This is a genomic window from Cyclobacterium xiamenense (assembly GCF_900109255.1).
In the GTDB taxonomy this organism is placed as follows: domain Bacteria; phylum Bacteroidota; class Bacteroidia; order Cytophagales; family Cyclobacteriaceae; genus Cyclobacterium; species Cyclobacterium xiamenense.
This window is the reverse complement of sequence record NZ_FNZH01000013.1, coordinates 28,857-46,510: the sequence shown is the minus strand read 5'-3', so window position 1 is coordinate 46,510 and position 17,654 is coordinate 28,857. Positions and strand designations below refer to the sequence as shown.

General features: G+C 48.2%; 18 protein-coding genes. 14 read left to right on the top strand and 4 right to left on the bottom strand.

The annotated features are described in order from the left end of the window. The first annotated feature begins 192 nt into the window (after positions 1-192). The 12 genes from pdeM to BMW71_RS22275 all read left to right on the top strand — a co-directional run bounded on the left by pdeM (position 193) and on the right by BMW71_RS22275 (position 11,394). The gene (gene pdeM, locus BMW71_RS22330) at positions 193-876 is read left to right on the top strand and encodes a ligase-associated DNA damage response endonuclease PdeM (RefSeq protein ID WP_244891281.1); all 684 of its coding nucleotides are present in this window, start codon (positions 193-195) and stop codon (positions 874-876) included. A 42-nt stretch (positions 877-918) separates the two neighbouring features. Further along, positions 919-1,809 carry a cell division protein FtsX gene (locus tag BMW71_RS22325; protein ID WP_092178755.1) on the top strand — a complete coding sequence of 297 codons (891 nt, stop codon included), beginning with the start codon at positions 919-921 and terminating at the stop codon, positions 1,807-1,809. Between the two features lie 4 nt (positions 1,810-1,813). Beyond that, positions 1,814-2,020, top strand: coding sequence for a DUF3098 domain-containing protein (locus tag BMW71_RS22320; RefSeq protein WP_092178754.1), 207 nt, complete (start codon positions 1,814-1,816; stop codon positions 2,018-2,020). Then, a complete protein-coding gene (locus BMW71_RS22315) occupies positions 2,020-2,814 on the top strand; it encodes an undecaprenyl-diphosphate phosphatase (protein ID WP_092178753.1) in 795 nt (264 codons plus the stop codon). Before BMW71_RS22320 ends, BMW71_RS22315 begins: the two co-directional genes overlap by 1 nt. Continuing rightward, on the top strand, positions 2,814-3,503 hold the full coding sequence (gene truB / locus BMW71_RS22310) for a tRNA pseudouridine(55) synthase TruB (protein ID WP_092178752.1): 690 nt from the start codon (positions 2,814-2,816) through the stop codon (positions 3,501-3,503). The genes BMW71_RS22315 and truB overlap by 1 nt, the downstream gene beginning before the upstream one ends. Beyond that, the gene (locus tag BMW71_RS22305) at positions 3,490-4,443 is read left to right on the top strand and encodes a bifunctional riboflavin kinase/FAD synthetase (RefSeq protein ID WP_092178751.1); all 954 of its coding nucleotides are present in this window, start codon (positions 3,490-3,492) and stop codon (positions 4,441-4,443) included. Before truB ends, BMW71_RS22305 begins: the two co-directional genes overlap by 14 nt. Further along, positions 4,433-5,131: a CoA transferase subunit A gene (locus BMW71_RS22300; protein WP_092178750.1), complete on the top strand. Its 699-nt coding sequence runs from the start codon at positions 4,433-4,435 to the stop codon at positions 5,129-5,131. Before BMW71_RS22305 ends, BMW71_RS22300 begins: the two co-directional genes overlap by 11 nt. Before the next feature lie 6 nt (positions 5,132-5,137). Beyond that, entirely contained in the window at positions 5,138-5,803 is a 666-nt protein-coding gene (locus BMW71_RS22295; protein WP_092178749.1) for a 3-oxoacid CoA-transferase subunit B, read from the top strand. 60 nt (positions 5,804-5,863) lie between these two features. Continuing rightward, positions 5,864-6,208 carry a gliding motility protein GldC gene (gldC, locus tag BMW71_RS22290; protein ID WP_092178748.1) on the top strand — a complete coding sequence of 115 codons (345 nt, stop codon included), beginning with the start codon at positions 5,864-5,866 and terminating at the stop codon, positions 6,206-6,208. A 228-nt stretch (positions 6,209-6,436) separates the two neighbouring features. Continuing rightward, positions 6,437-9,325, top strand: coding sequence for a TonB-dependent receptor (locus BMW71_RS22285; RefSeq protein ID WP_092178778.1), 2,889 nt, complete (start codon positions 6,437-6,439; stop codon positions 9,323-9,325). 11 nt (positions 9,326-9,336) lie between these two features. Next, positions 9,337-10,797, top strand: coding sequence for a hypothetical protein (locus BMW71_RS22280; protein ID WP_092178747.1), 1,461 nt, complete (start codon positions 9,337-9,339; stop codon positions 10,795-10,797). Positions 10,798-10,800: 3 nt separating this feature from the next. Then, the gene (locus BMW71_RS22275; RefSeq protein WP_092178746.1) at positions 10,801-11,394 is read left to right on the top strand and encodes a nucleotidyltransferase family protein; all 594 of its coding nucleotides are present in this window, start codon (positions 10,801-10,803) and stop codon (positions 11,392-11,394) included. Here the strand turns inward: BMW71_RS22275 and BMW71_RS22270 are convergent. From BMW71_RS22270 to BMW71_RS22260, 3 genes are all read right to left on the bottom strand, one after another. Then, on the bottom strand, positions 11,391-12,713 hold the full coding sequence (locus BMW71_RS22270; protein WP_092178745.1) for a sugar MFS transporter: 1,323 nt from the start codon (positions 12,711-12,713) through the stop codon (positions 11,391-11,393). The genes BMW71_RS22275 and BMW71_RS22270 overlap by 4 nt on opposite strands. Before the next feature lie 12 nt (positions 12,714-12,725). Continuing rightward, on the bottom strand, positions 12,726-13,484 hold the full coding sequence (locus tag BMW71_RS22265) for a glucosamine-6-phosphate deaminase (protein WP_092178744.1): 759 nt from the start codon (positions 13,482-13,484) through the stop codon (positions 12,726-12,728). Between the two features lie 102 nt (positions 13,485-13,586). Further along, a complete protein-coding gene (locus BMW71_RS22260) occupies positions 13,587-14,990 on the bottom strand; it encodes a Gfo/Idh/MocA family protein (RefSeq protein ID WP_092178777.1) in 1,404 nt (467 codons plus the stop codon). 171 nt (positions 14,991-15,161) lie between these two features. Between BMW71_RS22260 and BMW71_RS22255 the strand changes: the two genes are divergently transcribed. Further along, complete coding sequence (locus tag BMW71_RS22255) at positions 15,162-16,328, top strand: acyltransferase family protein (protein ID WP_177179739.1); 1,167 nt, start codon at positions 15,162-15,164, stop codon at positions 16,326-16,328. Here BMW71_RS22255 and BMW71_RS22250 read toward each other — a convergent pair. Continuing rightward, complete coding sequence (locus BMW71_RS22250; RefSeq protein WP_092178743.1) at positions 16,325-16,798, bottom strand: GAF domain-containing protein; 474 nt, start codon at positions 16,796-16,798, stop codon at positions 16,325-16,327. The genes BMW71_RS22255 and BMW71_RS22250 overlap by 4 nt on opposite strands. A gap of 109 nt (positions 16,799-16,907) precedes the next feature. Between BMW71_RS22250 and BMW71_RS22245 the strand changes: the two genes are divergently transcribed. After that, positions 16,908-17,621, top strand: a complete 714-nt coding sequence (locus tag BMW71_RS22245) for a 16S rRNA (uracil(1498)-N(3))-methyltransferase (RefSeq protein WP_092178775.1) — start codon at positions 16,908-16,910, stop codon at positions 17,619-17,621. Positions 17,622-17,654 lie beyond the last annotated feature (33 nt).

Below are 17,654 nucleotides of genomic sequence, written 5' to 3'. Positions count from 1 at the left end.
CAGCCAAAACCGATCCGCTTCCCCGTCCGGTTTGGGTAAAGCAGGCAATTTTTATTCCAAAATCGGCATCTATCTCCCGACTCCGCCCCTACCCGACGTGAATCAAAGAGAATAAAACGGGGGGAAGTTTGGCCAGTACTGTTTTCTTTCATTCGTATTCCCCGTACCTTTGGGTCTGAATTCAACATTCTCTTGACAAGCGATACAAAAGAAAAATTTGTTTGGCAGTGGCAGCAGACGCACCTGGTTTTTCTCAAGGAGAAAGCCCTTTGGCTGGAAGAAGAAAAGAGTCTGCTGGTAGCGGATACCCATTTTGGAAAAGCAGGGCATTTCCGAAAATCCGGAATTCCGATTCCGGAAACCGTACATGACCAAGACTTTAGGCAATTGCAGCAATTGATCGATACCTACAAGCCGCTTCGGTTTCTATTTTTAGGTGATTTGTTTCATAGCGAACACAATCTGTCCTGGGAGCAATTGTTACAGTTTGTTGAGTTTAACGATACCGTTTCTTTTCACCTGGTCAAAGGGAACCACGATATCTTGCCAAGACGGATGTACGAAAACAGCTACTTTCGGATCCACGAAGATACGTTGACACTGGGAAAATTGCTCCTGACTCATGAGCCGTTAGCGGGAGTTCCGAAAGGCTTCCTCAATGTATGCGGCCACCTGCATCCCGGCGTGGTCATTCAGGGAAAAAGTCGACAGCGCATCACCTTGCCCTGCTTTTTTTACCGGAATAATTGCCTGGTCTTGCCAGCTTTTGGACGATTTACCGGCCTGATGAAAATTTCCCGGGAGACAGCTTCTTGTATCCTGGTAACTACTTCAGATGCTGTGATTCCAATCAAATTAAATAATAAGGTTGGTTAAGTTAATATCCCTGATTAATTTTGATTCGAATACGTACCTCCAATGAGCAGAAAACAACGGAAAAAGACCCGACTGGGGAGCTATAAATTTGTAAGTGTGCTTTTTAGCATTACCCTCTCCTTGTTAATGATCGGGATCTTTGGCGTCGTGTTGATTCAGGCCAAAATGCTGACGAGCCTGATCCGAGAAAACATCGAGGTACAGGTGTTTCTTTCAAAAAACCTAAAGAAATCGGATGTAGACCAACTGCTCCGGCAAATGGAAGATAAACCCTATGTACTAAAAAAAGAATCAGAGACTGTCTTGCATTTTACCTCGAAAGAAGAAGCCGCCAGCCTTTTTATCGAGGAAGTAGGCGAAGATTTCACGCAATTTCTGGACGAAAACCCACTGAGGGATTCCTTCACTTTTTCCGTTAACGAAGAATTTCAGACCTCAGAAGGGATCGCTTCCATCGTGGAGGAATTAGAGCAATTGCCCGGCGTATTTGAAGTGACCTACATGCAAGATATGGTAGCGGCAATAAACGAAAACCTGGTAAAAGTGAGCTTGGTTTTGGGTACGTTGATTTTGATACTGTTGGTTACGGTGGTGATATTAATTAGCAATACGATCAAACTGGCGTTGTTTTCTCAACGGTTCCTTATCCGAAGCATGCAATTAGTGGGTGCTACCAAAGGATTTATCCGGCGTCCGTTTCTCTGGCGCTCTTTTTTGTACGGCGCCCTGGCGGGGCTGATTGCCTCCGGGATCATTTTCTCACTGCTGGAATACGGAAAAAATTTCATTGAGGGCTTTCAATTATTGTACAACATCGAATTGCTGGCCCTTTTATTCGGAAGTTTGATCCTCCTGGGTGCATGCATGTCCTGGTTGAGTACCTTCCGATCCATCAATAAGTACCTGAACATGTCCCTGGACGAATTATACTGACGTTATGAAAGATAGCAAACTACCCTTTACTAAAAAAAATTACCAGTTGATGTTGGCAGGCATTGCCGTCATTGTTATTGGCTTTGTGATCATAGGGCTGGATCAACAGCCGCATGGTTTCGGTATCATGGGACTAACAATCGGCCCGATCGTGGTACTGTTGGGGTTTCTTTTTCAATTTTATGCCATATTTTATAAAAAAACGAGTTAATGACATTCTTAGAAGCAGTGATACTGGGTATCGTTCAGGGGCTGACCGAATTTTTACCCGTTTCCTCCAGTGGCCACTTGGAGATCGCCTCGGCACTTCTTGGCGGAAATTCCGTACCTGAGGAAAGTTTACTATTTACGGTAGTGGTTCACTTTGCAACGGCCTTGAGCACAATCGTAGTCTTTCGAAAGGATGTATACGACATCGTCAAGGGACTTTTTCAGTTTAAAAACAACAAAGAAAGTCAATTTTCATTGAAAATAATTCTGTCCATGATTCCGGCAGTCATTATCGGGTTGTTTTTTGAGGAAGAATTAGAGCAGCTTTTTGGGGGAAAAGTGGTTTTTGTGGGCTTTATGCTGCTGATTACGGCACTGCTTCTCTTTCTGGCCGACCGGGCGACCAACACCGGAAAACCGGTTTCCTACGGGAATGCCTTCGTTATTGGCCTGGCCCAAGCCTTTGCCATGTTGCCGGGAATCTCCCGATCCGGAGCGACCATTTCCACCTCTGTTTTGCTGGGCATCGACAAAAACAGGGCTGCCCGGTTTTCTTTTTTGATGGTGGTCCCGTTGATTTTGGGGAAAATTGGTAAGGATATTCTGGATGGCGCCCTGAGCTATGAAAACGAGCAATTTGGTACCATGGCAGTTGCCTTTTTGGCTGCATTCTTTGCCGGACTGGTTGCCTGTACCTGGATGATTCAATTGGTCAGAAGGAGTAAGTTGCGGTACTTTTCTGTTTACTGCACAATAGTTGGCCTATTGGCCATTCTTTCCGGGTGGGTATTTTGATGGGGCTTCAGGAAAAGGCATATGGGGAGGTATTTCTGGTCAATAAGCCGTACCGATGGACGTCTTTTGACGTCGTAAAAAAACTTCGAAATGCACTCAGGGTCAAGAAAGTAGGACATGCAGGTACCCTTGATCCGCTGGCTACCGGACTACTGATTATCTGTGCAGGCAGGGAAACAAAAAATATCGATCGCTACCAGGCACAGGAAAAAGAATACGAAGGCAGTCTGGTCCTGGGGAAGACCACGGATTCCTATGATTTGGAGCAGGAAGTACGCGATATCGCGGATCCGTCGTACCTCGACGATTCTGCCATTTTAGCGGCCGCTCAATCGCTGACAGGAGATATCCTGCAGGTTCCTCCCGCGCATTCGGCGATAAAAAAAGACGGAAAGCGGGTATACGAATCGGCAAGAAAAGGGATCGCGGTTCACCTGGATGCCAGACCGGTTACCGTAAAGAGTTTCGAAATCACACAGATTAGCCTGCCGGAAATTCATTTTCGTATTCGCTGCTCCAAGGGTACCTACATCCGAAGTCTGGCCCGAGATATGGGCGAAAAGTTGGAAGTAGGTGCCTATCTATCTGCATTAAAGCGAACGGCAATCGGCGATTTTCGGCTGGAAAAAGCCTGGGAATTGGGCGATTTGATCGACAAAATCTACAAAGAGCGAAATGAAAATTTATAGATCTCTTGATGATTTCCCACCAATAAACCGACCGGTAGTCACTATCGGTACATTTGACGGCGTTCACCTTGGTCATCAAAAAATCCTCAAACGGATTAGCCGAATTGCCCGGAATACCGGGGGGGAAACGGTCTTGATCACCTTCTGGCCGCATCCCCGAATGATTTTGTTTCCGGAAGAGCACGGTGTACGCTTATTGAATACATTTGAAGAGAAAGCCAGGTTGCTTGCTTCGTTTGGCATAGATCATCTGTTAAGTATCCCGTTTACCCGGGCATTTTCCGAAATGCCCTCGGAAGACTTCATTCATTCTATACTCGTCGAGAAAATCCAAACCCGCATACTGGTTATCGGGTACGACCATCGATTCGGAAAAGACCGAAAAGGCAGCTTTGCACATTTGAAAGCAAGGCAACAACAGTACCAGTTTGAACTGGAAGAGATCCCGCGGGAGGACATTGACAACGTGGGCATCAGCAGTACGAAGATCCGTAAGGCCCTGGAAGCCGGAGATATCGCCACTGCAAACGAGTTTTTAGGCAGAGCCTATACCCTGGAGGGAACGGTCGTGGAGGGAGACAAAATCGGCCGGACCATCGGATTTCCGACTGCTAACATTGGTGTGACAGAGCCAGATAAGCTCATTCCCATGGATGGTGCATACATCGTCCAGGTCCGGTTGGGAACCAAACAGCTCGGTGGGATACTCAATATCGGAAAAAGACCTACTGTTTCGGGACTGATGAAAAATATTGAGGTAAACATTCTGGGGTTTGAGGGCACGATTTATGGAGAAAATCTAGAAGTAGCTTTTTTGGAATTTTTGAGACCGGAAAAAAAATTCGGAAATTTAGAGGGATTAAAGGAGCAATTAGAAAAAGACCGGGAACGGGCGCGTGCTTTTTTTGGAATGGATAAACTCAAACCGAATGATAAATAAAAAAGTAGCAAATGCGGCGGAAGCAATCCAGGACATCGCTGACGAGTCCGTACTCTTACTTGGAGGATTTGGCTTATGTGGCATTCCGGAAGCAGCGATACAGGCATTGCTAGAACGAAACCCAAAAGGATTAACCTGCATATCCAATAACGCCGGCGTGGACGACTTTGGTGTGGGCCTCTTGCTCAAGAAACGAATGGTGAAAAAATTGATCGCCAGTTACGTAGGTGAAAACGAAGAGTTTGAAAAGCAATACAAAGCGGGAGAACTGGAATTGGAACTCATCCCACAAGGCACGTTGGCAGAACGAATTCGGGCCGGTGGAGCGGGTATCCCGGCATTTTTCACGCCCGCGGGAATCGGCTCACAACTGGCGGAGGGAAAAGAGATTCGCGAATTTGATGGCAGGCTGTATTTGCTGGAGCGCTGGATAAAAGCGGATTTTGCCCTTATCAAGGCCTGGAAGGGAGACACTGCCGGTAATTTGATCTACCGGGGTACCGCCAGAAACTTTAATCCGCTAATGGCGGCGGCAGGTAAAATTACCATCGCGGAAGTCGAAGAGTTAGTCCCTGCAGGAGAATTGGACCCCAATCAGGTGCACACCCCTGGTATCTATGTACAGCGGATCTTTCAGGGAGATCACTACGAAAAGCGAATCGAAAAAACGACCATTTCCCCCGAATAACAGCCCATGCTAACCAAAGAACAAATCGCCCAGCGAATAGCCAGAGAGATAAAAGATGGTCAATACATCAATTTGGGCATCGGCATCCCCACCCTGGTAGCCAATTACATTCCAAGCCACCTGCAGGTGGTCCTGCAGTCGGAAAATGGTCTGTTGGGTATCGGGCCCTATCCAAAACAAGCTGAAATGGATCCGGATCTGGTCAATGCGGGGAAGGAAACCATATCCATGGTCCGGGGGTCTTCGCTTTTTGATTCCGCAGAAGCCTTCGCCATGATCCGTGGCGGCCACATAGACGTAGCCATTTTGGGAGCACTGGAACTTTCAGAAAATGGCGATATCAGCAACTGGAAAATTTCTTCCGGCCTGATAAAGGGAGTAGGCGGAGCGCTGGATTTGGTGGCGTCGAATGCAAAACTCTTTGTGGCCATGCGCCATTGCCACAAAGACGGTAGTTCGAAATTAAAAAAACAATGCAAATTCCCCGTGACGGGCCTTCGCTGTGTACACAAGATTTTTACTGACTTGGGGGTTTTTTCCATTCTCCCGGAGGGCGGTTTCAAATTAGTGGAAAAAGCTCCCGGCGTTGACCTGGACGAGATTCGGCAAAAAACAGAGGGTCGCTTGGTGATCAAAGGAGAAATTCCCGAAATGACCGGCTTTGCCAAATAGGAATAGTCAACTTTCGGTATTCTTTGTTAGTTTTGCAACCTCAAAACCAGATACCAAAAAATGAAAAAGTCAGAAATAAAATTCTCCGTTGAACTGGACGATCAAAACCTGCCCAAAAGCATTGAATGGGACGCTTCGGACAAAGAAGCGGAGGGGCTGGAATCTACCCGTAGTATCAGCCTAAACGTGTGGGACAACTTAAACCAAAGCACCTTGCGCATTGACTTGTGGACCAACGACATGTCGGTTGCAGAAATGAAACGCTTTTACATCGATATTTTAGGAGGAATGGGGCAGACCATTCTGAACAGTACTGGAGACGAGTATTTCTCCGAAGAAATAAAATCGCTCTGTGACCGACTTGTTACACACGTCAACGAAGAAAACAAAAACCAAAAAAAATAATAGCCGCAACAAAAATACCTTTACTTTCGTTTTGAGATTGGAGTGGATGGGCTTTGATTCTGTAGTGCAGTCGAAAAGCAACCTCTTTTCGGGAAAGCGTGGTCGATGAACACAATTCTTTTTTAGGAATCTGCCAGGGAGATTGGGGTAACGAAACTAAAACTGCCGCAAAATCCCACTCGGAGGTGTACGTTGCTTGTAATATGTATGACCTTTAGCTGTAAAAAAATGGTAAAACCCCTAAAATCGTTCTATACCGTGCTTTTGGTATGGATCTATCTGGCAGCTGGAGTACAGTTGTCAGCAATGGCCCAACAAAGCACCGAAATTTCCGGTACCGTTACAGAGTCCGGGTCCGGCATGCCGCTAATCGGTGTAAACATCCTTGTTAAAGGTAAAGTGATCGGTACCATCACGGATAACGATGGGAATTTTACCCTAAAGGTAAACCAAGCCCCTCCGCTTACGCTTATTTTTTCCATGATTGGGTTCGCAAGCCAGGAGTTAGCGATCACGGAAGCCAACACAAATAACCTGCAAATACGCCTGGAAGAACAAAGTCTTTTGGGACAGGAAGTCGTAGTCTCCGCATCCCGGGTTGAAGAAAGCATCCTGCAATCGCCCGTTTCTATAGAAAAAATGGATATTTTGGCTATTCGAGAGGCCGCAAGCGACTCCTATTACAAGTCCATCGCTAACCTGAAAGGCGTAGATGTTACCAGTACCTCCATTAATTTTCAAATAGTAAATGCCCGGGGTTTTAACTCCACTGGAAATACCCGGTTTGTCCAATTGATAGACGGAATGGACACCCAGGCCCCCTCGCTTAACTTCCCAATTGGCAACTTAAATGGCCCTTCTGAATTGGATGTTGAAAGTGTGGAATTTATCCCCGGAGCCTCTTCGGCACTTTATGGCCCCAATGCCTTTAATGGTATGTTGCTGATCAATAGCAAAAGCCCTTTTGAATACCAGGGATTAAGCGCCTCTTACAAGCAAGGGCTTAATCACATCAATGGCTTGCCCGGCGAACCAAGTTCTCCACGTCCGATGTTTGAAGGAGCCATTCGGTATGCGCAGGCTTTCTCCAATAAATTGGCCTTCAAGGTCAGTGCTTCCTTCATGGAGGCGGAAGACTGGTACGGAACCGACCAGACAGATCTCAACCAGTCGGCCCAGGGGGAATTACCCTTTAATCCGGGCGAGAACCGCGTCCATGTATTCGGAGACGAGGTGTCCAATAATATCGGTTTGTTGCGAAACGTGGATGCCATACAACAGCAGGCAGGCCTACTGGGGTTGGGCGGCTACATTGGGAGTATCCCGGATCAGGTGGTTTCGCGGACGGGCTACGACGAACGCGAACTCGTGGATTACGGAGCTAAAAATTACAAAGTAAGTGGTGCCCTGCATTACCGGGTAAATGATCAGTCAGAGCTGTCTTACACCTTGAATTACGGTGCAGGCACTTCGGTCTATACCGGTGCGCAGCGGTACTCTTTGAATAATTTTTCCATCACGCAACATAAATTGGAGCTGAAAGCAGACAATTATTTCGTTAGAGGTTATACCACCCGGGGAAATTCGGGTGATTCCTACATTGCCGATCTTACCGGGGTAAATATAAATGATCAGTGGAAAGGCAATGCACAATGGTTTGGAGAATACGCGCTGAATTACATGGGTGCGCTCGCGCTCCAACAGGTAGCCCCCGGTTCTCTGGGAACCATCGCCCAACAGGGAGAAGCGCATCAATTTGCACGTACCCAGGCTGACCAGGGACGTTTGCTGCCCGGTAGTGCTGAGTTTAATCAGGCCGAGACCACTATTCGAGCGGATTTCATTCCGCAGGGTTCGTTGTTTAACGACCGATCCCGCATGTACATGGCAGAGGGGCAATACGACTTTAAAAACGAAATTGATTTTATGGACCTCCAGGCAGGTGCCTCCTACCGGGTCTATGACCTCCGTTCAAACGGGACCATTTTTGCTGATGTAGCGGGCAACAATATTTCGGTTTCCGAAATTGGAGCCTTTGCCCAGGCGTCCAAGCGCTTCGTCGATGACAAACTCAAAGTCACCGGTTCTGTCAGGTACGACAAGAACGAAAACTTTGACGGGCAGTTCAGCCCCCGAATTTCGGGGGTCTACACCGAGGGAAACAACAATTTTCGAATTTCTTACCAAACGGGATTCAGGATGCCTACCACCCAGGCCCAACACATTGATTTGAACGTCGTGTCGGCTCGGTTGATTGCCGGTTTGCCCTATTACCGGGAAAAATATGCCGTTTTTGAAAATGCCTATTCCCTAACTTCTGTGCAGCGGTACACCGAAGCCGTGGCAGGGGGAGCGAGTCCGGTAGCCGCATCGGCCACGAATTTGTTAGAGCAGGTCACTGATCTACCTGCGTTGAGGCCGGAAAAGGTAAATTCTATTGAAGGTGGATACAAAGGGCTCTTGCTAAACAGCCGCCTGCTCGTCGATATGGCGTATTATTACAACATTTACAACGACTTTATTTCCCAAACAGCCGTTCGGAAGGCTCCCGGACCGGTATTCCCGGGTGCGGCACCGACTTCTGATCAGGGGGCAATCAACGCCGTTAATGCTCCTTCCCTACTAACCCCCATAACCACACCCGGACAAGAAAACACCTTTCAAACCTATACAAATATCGTGGACAGGGTCGTTCGGGCTCATGGGCTGGCGCTCGGATTGACGTATTCCCTGCCGAGTAATTTTACCATAGGGGGAAATTACAATTTCAATAAATTACTGACTGATTTCGAAGAAGGTTTCCTTGCTGAATTCAATACACCCGAACACAAGGCCAATGTGGTTTTTGGTAACCGGAAAGTGACGGAAAAAATCGGATTTAACCTGGCCTACCGCTACCAGACGGCCTTTCGCTGGGAGTCCTCCTTTGCTCAGGGGAATGTGCCAGCCGTGCACAACCTCGATGCACAGGTTTCCTATCGGTTAAAGCCCTTGCAAACCATCGTCAAATTGGGAGGCTCCAACGTGTTGAATAACCGCTATTTCCTCAATTTCGGCGGACCCAATCTGGGAGCCATTTACTATGTCTCGCTTACCTTTGATGAATTGCTCAATTAAACCAGTATCGCATGAAACGGATCCCTTCAATACTCTTTTTGCTTTCGTTTGGCTGGCTGGTATCCTGCCAATACACCTTCCCGGAGGCGCCCGTTTTAGCCCCCGATTCAGGAGAGGCTGATTTTAGTAAAATGATCACCATCGGTAGTTCAATAACCGCGGGCGTAATGGACGGAGCGCTTTACAACCGCTCCCAGCAAAACTCTTTTGCCGTCATCCTGGCAGAGCAAATGAAGGCTGCCGGAGGAGGAGCGTTCAATGTACCTGACATAGATGCCGAAGTAGGTTCCTTTATTTTAAGTCCGCCTGGCCAACTCTTGGGAAGACTCATATTGCGCGTAAACGGAGGGTCGATTACCCCCGAACCCATTGTACCGGGTAATCCAATTGGGCCCTTCACCGGAGACAAATCCAGTATCAATAATTTTGGTGTCAACGGGATTTCCCTGGCAGGTGCCTTGTTTCCAGAAGCCGGCGACAGCGGCAATCCCAACCACCCGCTGTTCAATCCCCATTATGCTCGATTTGCCAGCAATCCCGGCACCTCTACGCTGGTCGGAGATGCGGCAGCTGCCCTCGCAGATGGGGGCACCTTTTTCGTGTTCTGGTTAGGTAAAAATGACGTGCTCCCATTTGCTATTGCGGGAGGGGCAGTACCCGAATTATTGACCGATGATCAGGATTTTTTACAAGCCTACCAAACCGCTTTGGGCGCCATGCTCCGGGCAAATCCCGAGGCAAATGGGGCCGTTGGCAACATTCCCGACCTCAATTCCCTGCCCTTCTTTAGTACCGTCCCCTGGAACGCGCTGCCCCTCTCTTCTGCACTTGCCTCCCTGGCTAATGGCGCCTATACCCAATACAATCAGGTGTTGGATGGGGTTCAGCAATCCGGCCTTCTCAGCGAATCGGAAAAAGACCTCCGGCAAATTACGTTTACCGCCGGCCAAAATGGTTTCGTCATCGAAGATAAAACGCTCACCGATCTTCGGGAGCTCGGAATTCCCTCCATACGACTGACCAACGCCCAGGATAAAGTAAGCCTGACTGCTGCGCAGGTGCTGGGGCAGGTAGTGGGCGGCAACGCTTCCGCCATACAAGGCGTTACCATTCCATTAGGCGATCAGTTTGTCTTGTTGCCTTCCGAACAAGCCCTGCTTGCCGAGAAGATAGATACTTTTAACCAGATCATCCAATCTGCGGTCGCTTTGGAACCGGATCGGTTGGTGCTGGTAGATGTACGGGATCTGATGAATCGGGTTGCAGAGGGTACTGTCAACGCAGGTACTGTCCCACTTTCCAATTCCATCATTCCTCCAAACGGAGGCTTCTCCACCGATGGCATTCACCCAAACGCCCGAGCTAACGCTTTTCTGGCCAATCACTTTATCGAAGCCATCAATCAAAAATGGGGAAGCACCATTCCGTTAGCAAATCCCAATGCTTACATGGGAAACGATCTTCCCCGGTAATCCGTGCGTACGGGTGTCCTCATATTGGCCGCGGGCAACTCCAGCAGACTTGGGAAACCAAAACAATTGGTAGCCTACCGCGGTACTTCCTTGCTTCAGCAAACAGTAACGATGGCTCTAAAATTGAATTGTGGACCAGTAATTGTGGTTGAAGGTGCCTACTGTTTTGATCTACCTGCTCAGCCTGGGCTCATTACTGTACGCAACATGGCCTGGAAAAAAGGGATGGGAAGCTCGATAAAAACCGGTTTGTCTGCGCTGGAAGTCGACCCATTTATTGATCAGCTGCTGATTCTACTTTCCGATCAACCGCTAGTGCCAATAGCCCATTTAAAAGCCCTTTTAGCGAAAAAAGCGCATACAGCGTATCCTATGATCGCTACCTTTTACAAGAATTCCTACGGGGTTCCAGCCCTTTTCGATCGGGCTTGTTTTCCGGATTTGCATTGTCTGGAGGACGGGCAGGGTGCAAAAAAGCTATTTCAAGCCAAACCTAATGCGATTGACTGGGTACCCCTGGAAGCAGCCAGGATAGACATTGACACGCCCGAAGATGTACAGGCGCTAAACGAATCGAACTGGAAACATTTTGACTAAGCTTTGCTCCATTTCCGGATGCGATAGCCTCTGAACGCGTAAAACATCAGGTACAGATAGCAGGGAATCAGCACTCCGTACGCCTCCCGCAATCCGATGGTGTCTGCGAGGTAGCCGTACACCATGGGCAAGATGGCATTGCCGCAAAGGCCCATGATCAAAATGGACGCCCCCAACTTCGTGAATTTTCCCAGCCCATCCAGGGCAAGGGGCCATATCCCTGCCCATACAAGTGAGTTGGCCAGGCCGAGCAATACGACGAACCAAATAGAAATATCCACCTGCATGCCCAGAAACGACACCTCTCCTCCCAGTCCAAGGATGCATGCCGTAAACAACAGCCCCATGGTCGTAAACGATTTAAGGACCGTCACCTGGGACAGGTAACGTGGAATCACGATGATTCCAAAAATATAACCGGCGATCATGGCCGCCAAGGTGTAGGAAGGAAACACTTTTGCATCGAGCAGGGATATATCCATGGAAATGGCGTAACTCATGATGGTATCGATGGCGATCACCTGTGTCCCCACGTGCAGAAAAATTGCCAATGCCCCGAGGATCAAATGGGGAAATTGAAGGATGTAGGATTTATTGGCATTCGCCTGAGAGACGGCTTCGCTCTCATTTTCGGTATTGATCTCAGGCAAGGGGGAAATACGAACCAAAATACCCAAAAGAACCAAAACAGCACCTACAACTGCATAGGGAACCATCACCCTGCGAACCAATTCATCCAGAAACTGATCTTTTTCCGATACGTCCATCATGGGAAGTTGCGAAATAATCTGATCGTCCGATACCCGAAGGATAACCGCCGCAAAGATCAGCGGTGCTAAAATCCCAGCTCCTTTATTCAAAATACCCATGATGCTGATTCGCTGGGCAGCACTTTCCTGGGGACCGAGGATGGTGATGTAGGGATTGGCAGCGGTCTGCAAAACCGCCAAACCTGCTCCGATCAAAAACAGTCCCAAAAGAAACAGTTCGTAGGTCCTGCCCATGGCTGCCGGGAGAAAGACAAAAGCGCCCAACGCCATGACCCAAAACCCTACCATCATTCCCTTTTTAAAGCCTACGGCTTTTAGTAAGTACGAGGCTGGAACGGAGAAAATAAAGTAGGAAATATAAAAGGCAAAGGCTACCAGGTAGGACTGGAAGTTATTCAACTCACAGGCAATTTTGAAATACGGGATCAAAATAGCATTTACCCAGGAAACGAATCCAAAGATAAAAAACAAGCCACCAATGATTGCGATGGACTGATAGGTTTGCCGCTGGCTTAGCGCACCAACTTCTACGGTTTGGGTTTTGGGCATGATGGGGCTTGGCTACTCGCTTAGGGCTGTGGAAGAAGGCAAAAGGGAAGCAGAAGCCTCGTCCAGGTACAGGGAACAATCCGGATGCTCCTGCAAAATACTCGCTGGAAACCTGGGATCCGGCGCATGTTCCAGGCAGGCTTTTACCGCAGCGGCCTTGCGGGAATCCGGTACGGAACAAATGATTTTCTTTGCTTTCATTATCTGGCGAACCGACATGCTGATGGCTTGCGCCGGTACGGCTTCCAGATTGGGAAACCAACCTTCTCCAAACTGCTGTTTTCGACAAGCTTCATCCAGGTCGACAACCAGGTAGGGCATTTCCGTTTCAAAATCCGCCGGAGGATCATTAAAAGCCAAGTGTCCATTTTCCCCAATACCAACCAGCGCCACGTCAATCGGATTTTTTTGAATCAGTTCGCTAAGCCGCTTTGTTTCCTCCGCAGGATCCTCCTTTTCCCCATCGATCAGGTAATAGGCCTTAAGGCCAGGCACCTGGTCCAGAAATCGCTCTTTGAGGTATTTTCTAAAACTGGCCGGATGACTCATCGGCAATCCGAGGTATTCGTCCAGATGAAACATTGTGACCTTTGTCCAGTCGATAGCTGTCTGCGCCAATAGCTGCCTCAGGGTTTCAAACTGACTGGTGCCAGTGGCGAGGATGATATTAGCGCTGCCGTGTAATTCTATGGCGGATCGAATCGCTTCTGCAGCCTGAATTCCGGCAGCATTTCCCAGGGCTACCGGGTCTTTGCGTTTATAAATTTTCATTCAAACAAATTATAATTAAACCAAGCGTTCAAAATGGGGTAAAAACCATGGATTTCCAAATGGATTTCGGTTCGTGGCGATTATTTCCTGTCAGCCGGGGTATCAGACGGCAAGGATATTGGTCGTCCCACCCTTGGTCAATTCCACGTCTACGGGTGTATTTTGCTTCCAGGCCCCGCGGGTAAAATCCGGTACATCGATCGCCCCGCTCCTATTGGCTACAGACCATTCGCTTAACGGGCCGATGGAACTCCATGCAGCCGCATCGTATACATCCATATCCAGGGGAATACCGTTGCGCAGGCAATCAATCATTCGCCAGTCCATTAGGAAATCCATCCCGCCGTGACCGCCAATTTGCCGGGCCAATTCCCCGATTTTTTTTACGATGGGCGGTTGGAAGTTTTCCTCCAATGCCTGCATGGCTTCCGCTGATAGCCAGCCTTCGTGCCCTTCGGAGATTTTTCCCGGCTCCGGGTATTTTTGCGCATAGGCTTTGGTTCCACTAATGGTATGCAAACGAGAATAGGGCCTGGGTGAGGTGACATCGTGCTGCAACAAGATGGTTTTTCCAAGCTGGGTTTTGATGGTGGTGGTGTTCATGTTACCCCGGTAACTTTTGCCGGCAAATTGCTTGTAAAAAGCGTCTCGTTCGGCAAGCTCTCCGGCCATTTTTCCCATCATAAAATCCCGGCTAGACACCGACACCAGGTAGTCCATTCGGTCACCGCGGTTGATATTCATGATCTGCGCAACCGGGCCCAACCCATGGGTGGGATAAAGACTGCCATTGCGCATATTCTGTTTGAGTCGCCACATATCGAAGTACTTCGTTTTGGAAAAATTCCCCTCCAAAATATCGTGGATATACGCCCCTTCACCGTGAATGATTTCCCCGAAATACCCCTGCCGGGCGAGATTTAAGGTAAGAAGCTCGAAAAAATCATAGCAGGTGTTTTCCAGCATCATGCAATGTTTGCGGGTTTTTTCAGAGACCTCTACCAATTGCCAGCATTCCTCCAGGGTAATGGCTGCGGGCACTTCGGTCGCTGCATGTTTGCCCTGCTCCATGGCATAAACGGCCATGGGTGTGTGCAGGTACCAGGGAGTGGCAATGTAAATTAAATCCAGATCTTCCCGCTCACACATTCGCTTCCAGGCATCTTCCGTGCCCGTATAGGTGGCGGGTTCGTGATTGGTCTTTTCAAGAAGCTGCTCCACATGGCGGATACGTTCCGGGCGTAGATCGCACAGTGCCTTGATTTCTACTCCTTCGATTTTACTCATGCGCACCACCGCTCCAGGTCCCCGGTTTCCGAGTCCCACAAAACCAATGCGCACGGTATCCAATGCGGGAGCTGCGTACCCGCTCATGTTGACGTTTGCCGGATTACGCGTGGTATTCGTTCGTCGTGTGGCACCGGTTGATTCTGAGGACCAACCCGATAGCGCCGAAAGGCCTGCCAAACTTCCTATTTTTAAAAAGGTTCTCCGATTCTTTTTCATACCCATTATTTGTCGTTGATTACCAAAATGCATTCAGCTGTCTCCCTTTTTTTTGGAGATGCAGAAATTAAAAATACTTTTAAATTCCAAATAAATAAAATAAATTGGAAGGATTCCATCCAAACTTAAGATAATCGGATAAAAACTCACTATTCACCTAATATTGTAATCATGAGTATTTCTTCTTCCAGCGAGATCCGAAAAGATCCGGAAATGGGTTCTCCTGTCTCGGCTGCTCCTACTGCTTCCAAACGTCTGCTATCAATTGACGCCCTCAGGGGATTTGACATGCTGTTAATTGCGGGGGGAGGAACCTTTCTTGTCTTACTCAAAGGAAAAACAGGAATCGGTGCCGTCGATTGGATCGCCAATCAACTTACGCACCCGGCCTGGAATGGCTTTACGTTTTATGATTTTATTTTTCCACTGTTTCTATTTATTGCTGGTGTATCCCTGACCTTTTCGCTGAACAAAGGAAAATCCCTGGGCCTGTCGAATGGTACGCTGTACCGAAAAACCTTCGTCAGAATGATTGTCCTGATCCTATTGGGGATGCTGTACAAAAACGCTCCCGTTCCTTTTTTTGAACCTGCCCAAATCCGACTGGGAAGCGTTTTGGGAAGAATCGGGCTGGCTACTTTTGTGGCTACCTGGTTTTACCTGAACATGGGTTTTTACAAACGGCTGGCCTCCGGTATGGTCATTTTGCTGCTTTATTACGCCGCCCTGTACCTGATACCGGTGCCGGGATACGGCGCGGGAGACCTGAGTTTTGAAGGCAATCTGGTTGGATGGTTTGACCGGACCTTTCTTCCAGGGCGATTGCATCAGGTGACCTACGATGAATTGGGAATCTTGACCCAATTTCCTGCACTTTGTCTGACCCTTTTTGGAACCCTGGCCGGGGAGGTAATCGGAAAAGCCTGGTTGGACAAGCGAAAAGGAAGCTACCTGGCCATCGGTGGAATTGCCGGCATTGTACTGGGGCTACTTTGGGGATTGCATTTCCCCATCAATAAGCACCTTTGGTCTAGTTCGTTTATCCTGTTGACCACAGGAATGGCTTTCTTGTTTCTGCTGGCTTTTTACTGGGTCATCGATGTGTGGAAGATTAGAAAGTGGGCCTTTTTCTTTCAGGTAATCGGCTTGAACTCGCTAACCATTTATTTTGCGTACAGCTTCATTGACTTTGGCTTCACCAGCAGGAAACTATTTTATGGATTATACGCCCCATTACCGGAGGAATGGCACGCTGTTTTTCAGGCTTTCGGAGCATTCCTATTGGTATGGGTATTCCTATATATTCTGTACCGACTCAAGCTATTTGTGAAGGTTTAGCGAGCGGCAGATCGCAGCTGGTGCAAAGCCATGGCCGCTGCAATGCCCATCAGCGCTTCGGATTCCTCCGTGGTAAATTCGTAGGGATCTTTTTTGGCAATCCCCAAGGTGCCAAAAAGTTTGCCTTGCCAAAGCATGGGTGCGGTGATGGCGCCCTCTACTTTGGTGTCTTTGGCGCCTGGACGTACCACGCCTGATTCATCCGTCTGAAGGTTACATACCTGCACCGCTTCTTTCCGCTCGGCAGCGATACCGGCCATCCCCTTCCCTACCGGGATGCGGCTCATTTTAGGTAATAAAAAATCGGGAATACCTTGCATGGCTTTCAGTTCCAACGCGTCGGAAGCCGGTTCCAGAGTGTGCAGCGTCCCGGTGACGCAATCAAACAGCGAAAGGGTTTGTTCCAACCATGCTTGCCAATCCGCATGTGGTGCGTTTTTTATGGATTCAATAAAGTCTTCTTTGTTCATGGATTCGGTGTATTTGGGGTTCTCGATTGCTTATACCTGCAATTATAGGAATTTTCTTCCTTCCTTTTGCCCGGAATTTCATAATTTCGTCAAAACAACGACGGAAGGAATGCAACTTTTTTTTGAGGAACAAATTAATGGAGAAACCTTTGACCTGAAGGAAAAGGAGTCCCATCACTTGGTCAAGGTGTTGCGAAAAAATGCGGGAGACACCGTGCTTTTCACCAATGGGAAAGGCTCTTTTTTTACCTGCATGATCGAAAGCAATCATCCAAAAAAATGTCGCCTGAAAATCATCGAACAGGAGTTTAGTCCTCCGGAAAAATTCCATATCCATCTGGCCATCGCTCCAACAAAAAATACAGATCGGATCGAATGGATGTTGGAAAAAATTACCGAAGTGGGGTTTAATGAAATTACCTTTCTGAAAACCACCCATATTGAGCGAAATCAGGTCAATCTGGATCGCCTTTCAAAAAAAATTGTTGCGGCCTGCAAACAAAGCTTTAAAGCCTGGCTGCCTGAGATGAACGAAATGAGATCGTTTGAGGAGTTTGTATCCGATAAAACTTTTGAAACCTACGAACGATACATTGCCTATCTGGACACAGACAATACCAGCCATTTGCTGGAATTGGCAAAACCTGGCCGCTCATATCTTGTTTTGGTCGGACCTGAGGGAGATTTTAGCCCGGGAGAAATCCGGCAGGCGCTGGACATGGGCTACAAATCCTGCTCCCTGGGCAAACACCGGTTGCGAACGGAAACTGCCGGATTGGTGGCCGTACACACGCTGCACTTGGTCAACGTGTCCAAAGGCTAATGGCAGGCGGAAGGTACATAAACCTATTCACTA

Excerpts from the sequence above, each read along its gene's own strand:
- BMW71_RS22325 (WP_092178755.1), top strand. The coding sequence starts at position 919 with ATGAGCAGAAAACAACGGAAAAAGACCCGACTGGGGAGCTATAAATTT.
- BMW71_RS22320 (WP_092178754.1), top strand. The coding sequence starts at position 1,814 with ATGAAAGATAGCAAACTACCCTTTACTAAAAAAAATTACCAGTTGATG.
- BMW71_RS22315 (WP_092178753.1), top strand. The coding sequence starts at position 2,020 with ATGACATTCTTAGAAGCAGTGATACTGGGTATCGTTCAGGGGCTGACC.
- truB (WP_092178752.1), top strand. The coding sequence starts at position 2,814 with ATGGGGCTTCAGGAAAAGGCATATGGGGAGGTATTTCTGGTCAATAAG.
- BMW71_RS22305 (WP_092178751.1), top strand. The coding sequence starts at position 3,490 with ATGAAAATTTATAGATCTCTTGATGATTTCCCACCAATAAACCGACCG.
- BMW71_RS22300 (WP_092178750.1), top strand. The coding sequence starts at position 4,433 with ATGATAAATAAAAAAGTAGCAAATGCGGCGGAAGCAATCCAGGACATC.
- BMW71_RS22295 (WP_092178749.1), top strand. The coding sequence starts at position 5,138 with ATGCTAACCAAAGAACAAATCGCCCAGCGAATAGCCAGAGAGATAAAA.
- gldC (WP_092178748.1), top strand. The coding sequence starts at position 5,864 with ATGAAAAAGTCAGAAATAAAATTCTCCGTTGAACTGGACGATCAAAAC.
- BMW71_RS22285 (WP_092178778.1), top strand. The coding sequence starts at position 6,437 with ATGGTAAAACCCCTAAAATCGTTCTATACCGTGCTTTTGGTATGGATC.
- BMW71_RS22280 (WP_092178747.1), top strand. The coding sequence starts at position 9,337 with ATGAAACGGATCCCTTCAATACTCTTTTTGCTTTCGTTTGGCTGGCTG.
- BMW71_RS22270 (WP_092178745.1), bottom strand. The coding sequence starts at position 12,713 with ATGCCCAAAACCCAAACCGTAGAAGTTGGTGCGCTAAGCCAGCGGCAA.
- BMW71_RS22265 (WP_092178744.1), bottom strand. The coding sequence starts at position 13,484 with ATGAAAATTTATAAACGCAAAGACCCGGTAGCCCTGGGAAATGCTGCC.
- BMW71_RS22260 (WP_092178777.1), bottom strand. The coding sequence starts at position 14,990 with ATGAAAAAGAATCGGAGAACCTTTTTAAAAATAGGAAGTTTGGCAGGC.
- BMW71_RS22255 (WP_177179739.1), top strand. The coding sequence starts at position 15,162 with ATGAGTATTTCTTCTTCCAGCGAGATCCGAAAAGATCCGGAAATGGGT.
- BMW71_RS22250 (WP_092178743.1), bottom strand. The coding sequence starts at position 16,798 with ATGAACAAAGAAGACTTTATTGAATCCATAAAAAACGCACCACATGCG.
- BMW71_RS22245 (WP_092178775.1), top strand. The coding sequence starts at position 16,908 with ATGCAACTTTTTTTTGAGGAACAAATTAATGGAGAAACCTTTGACCTG.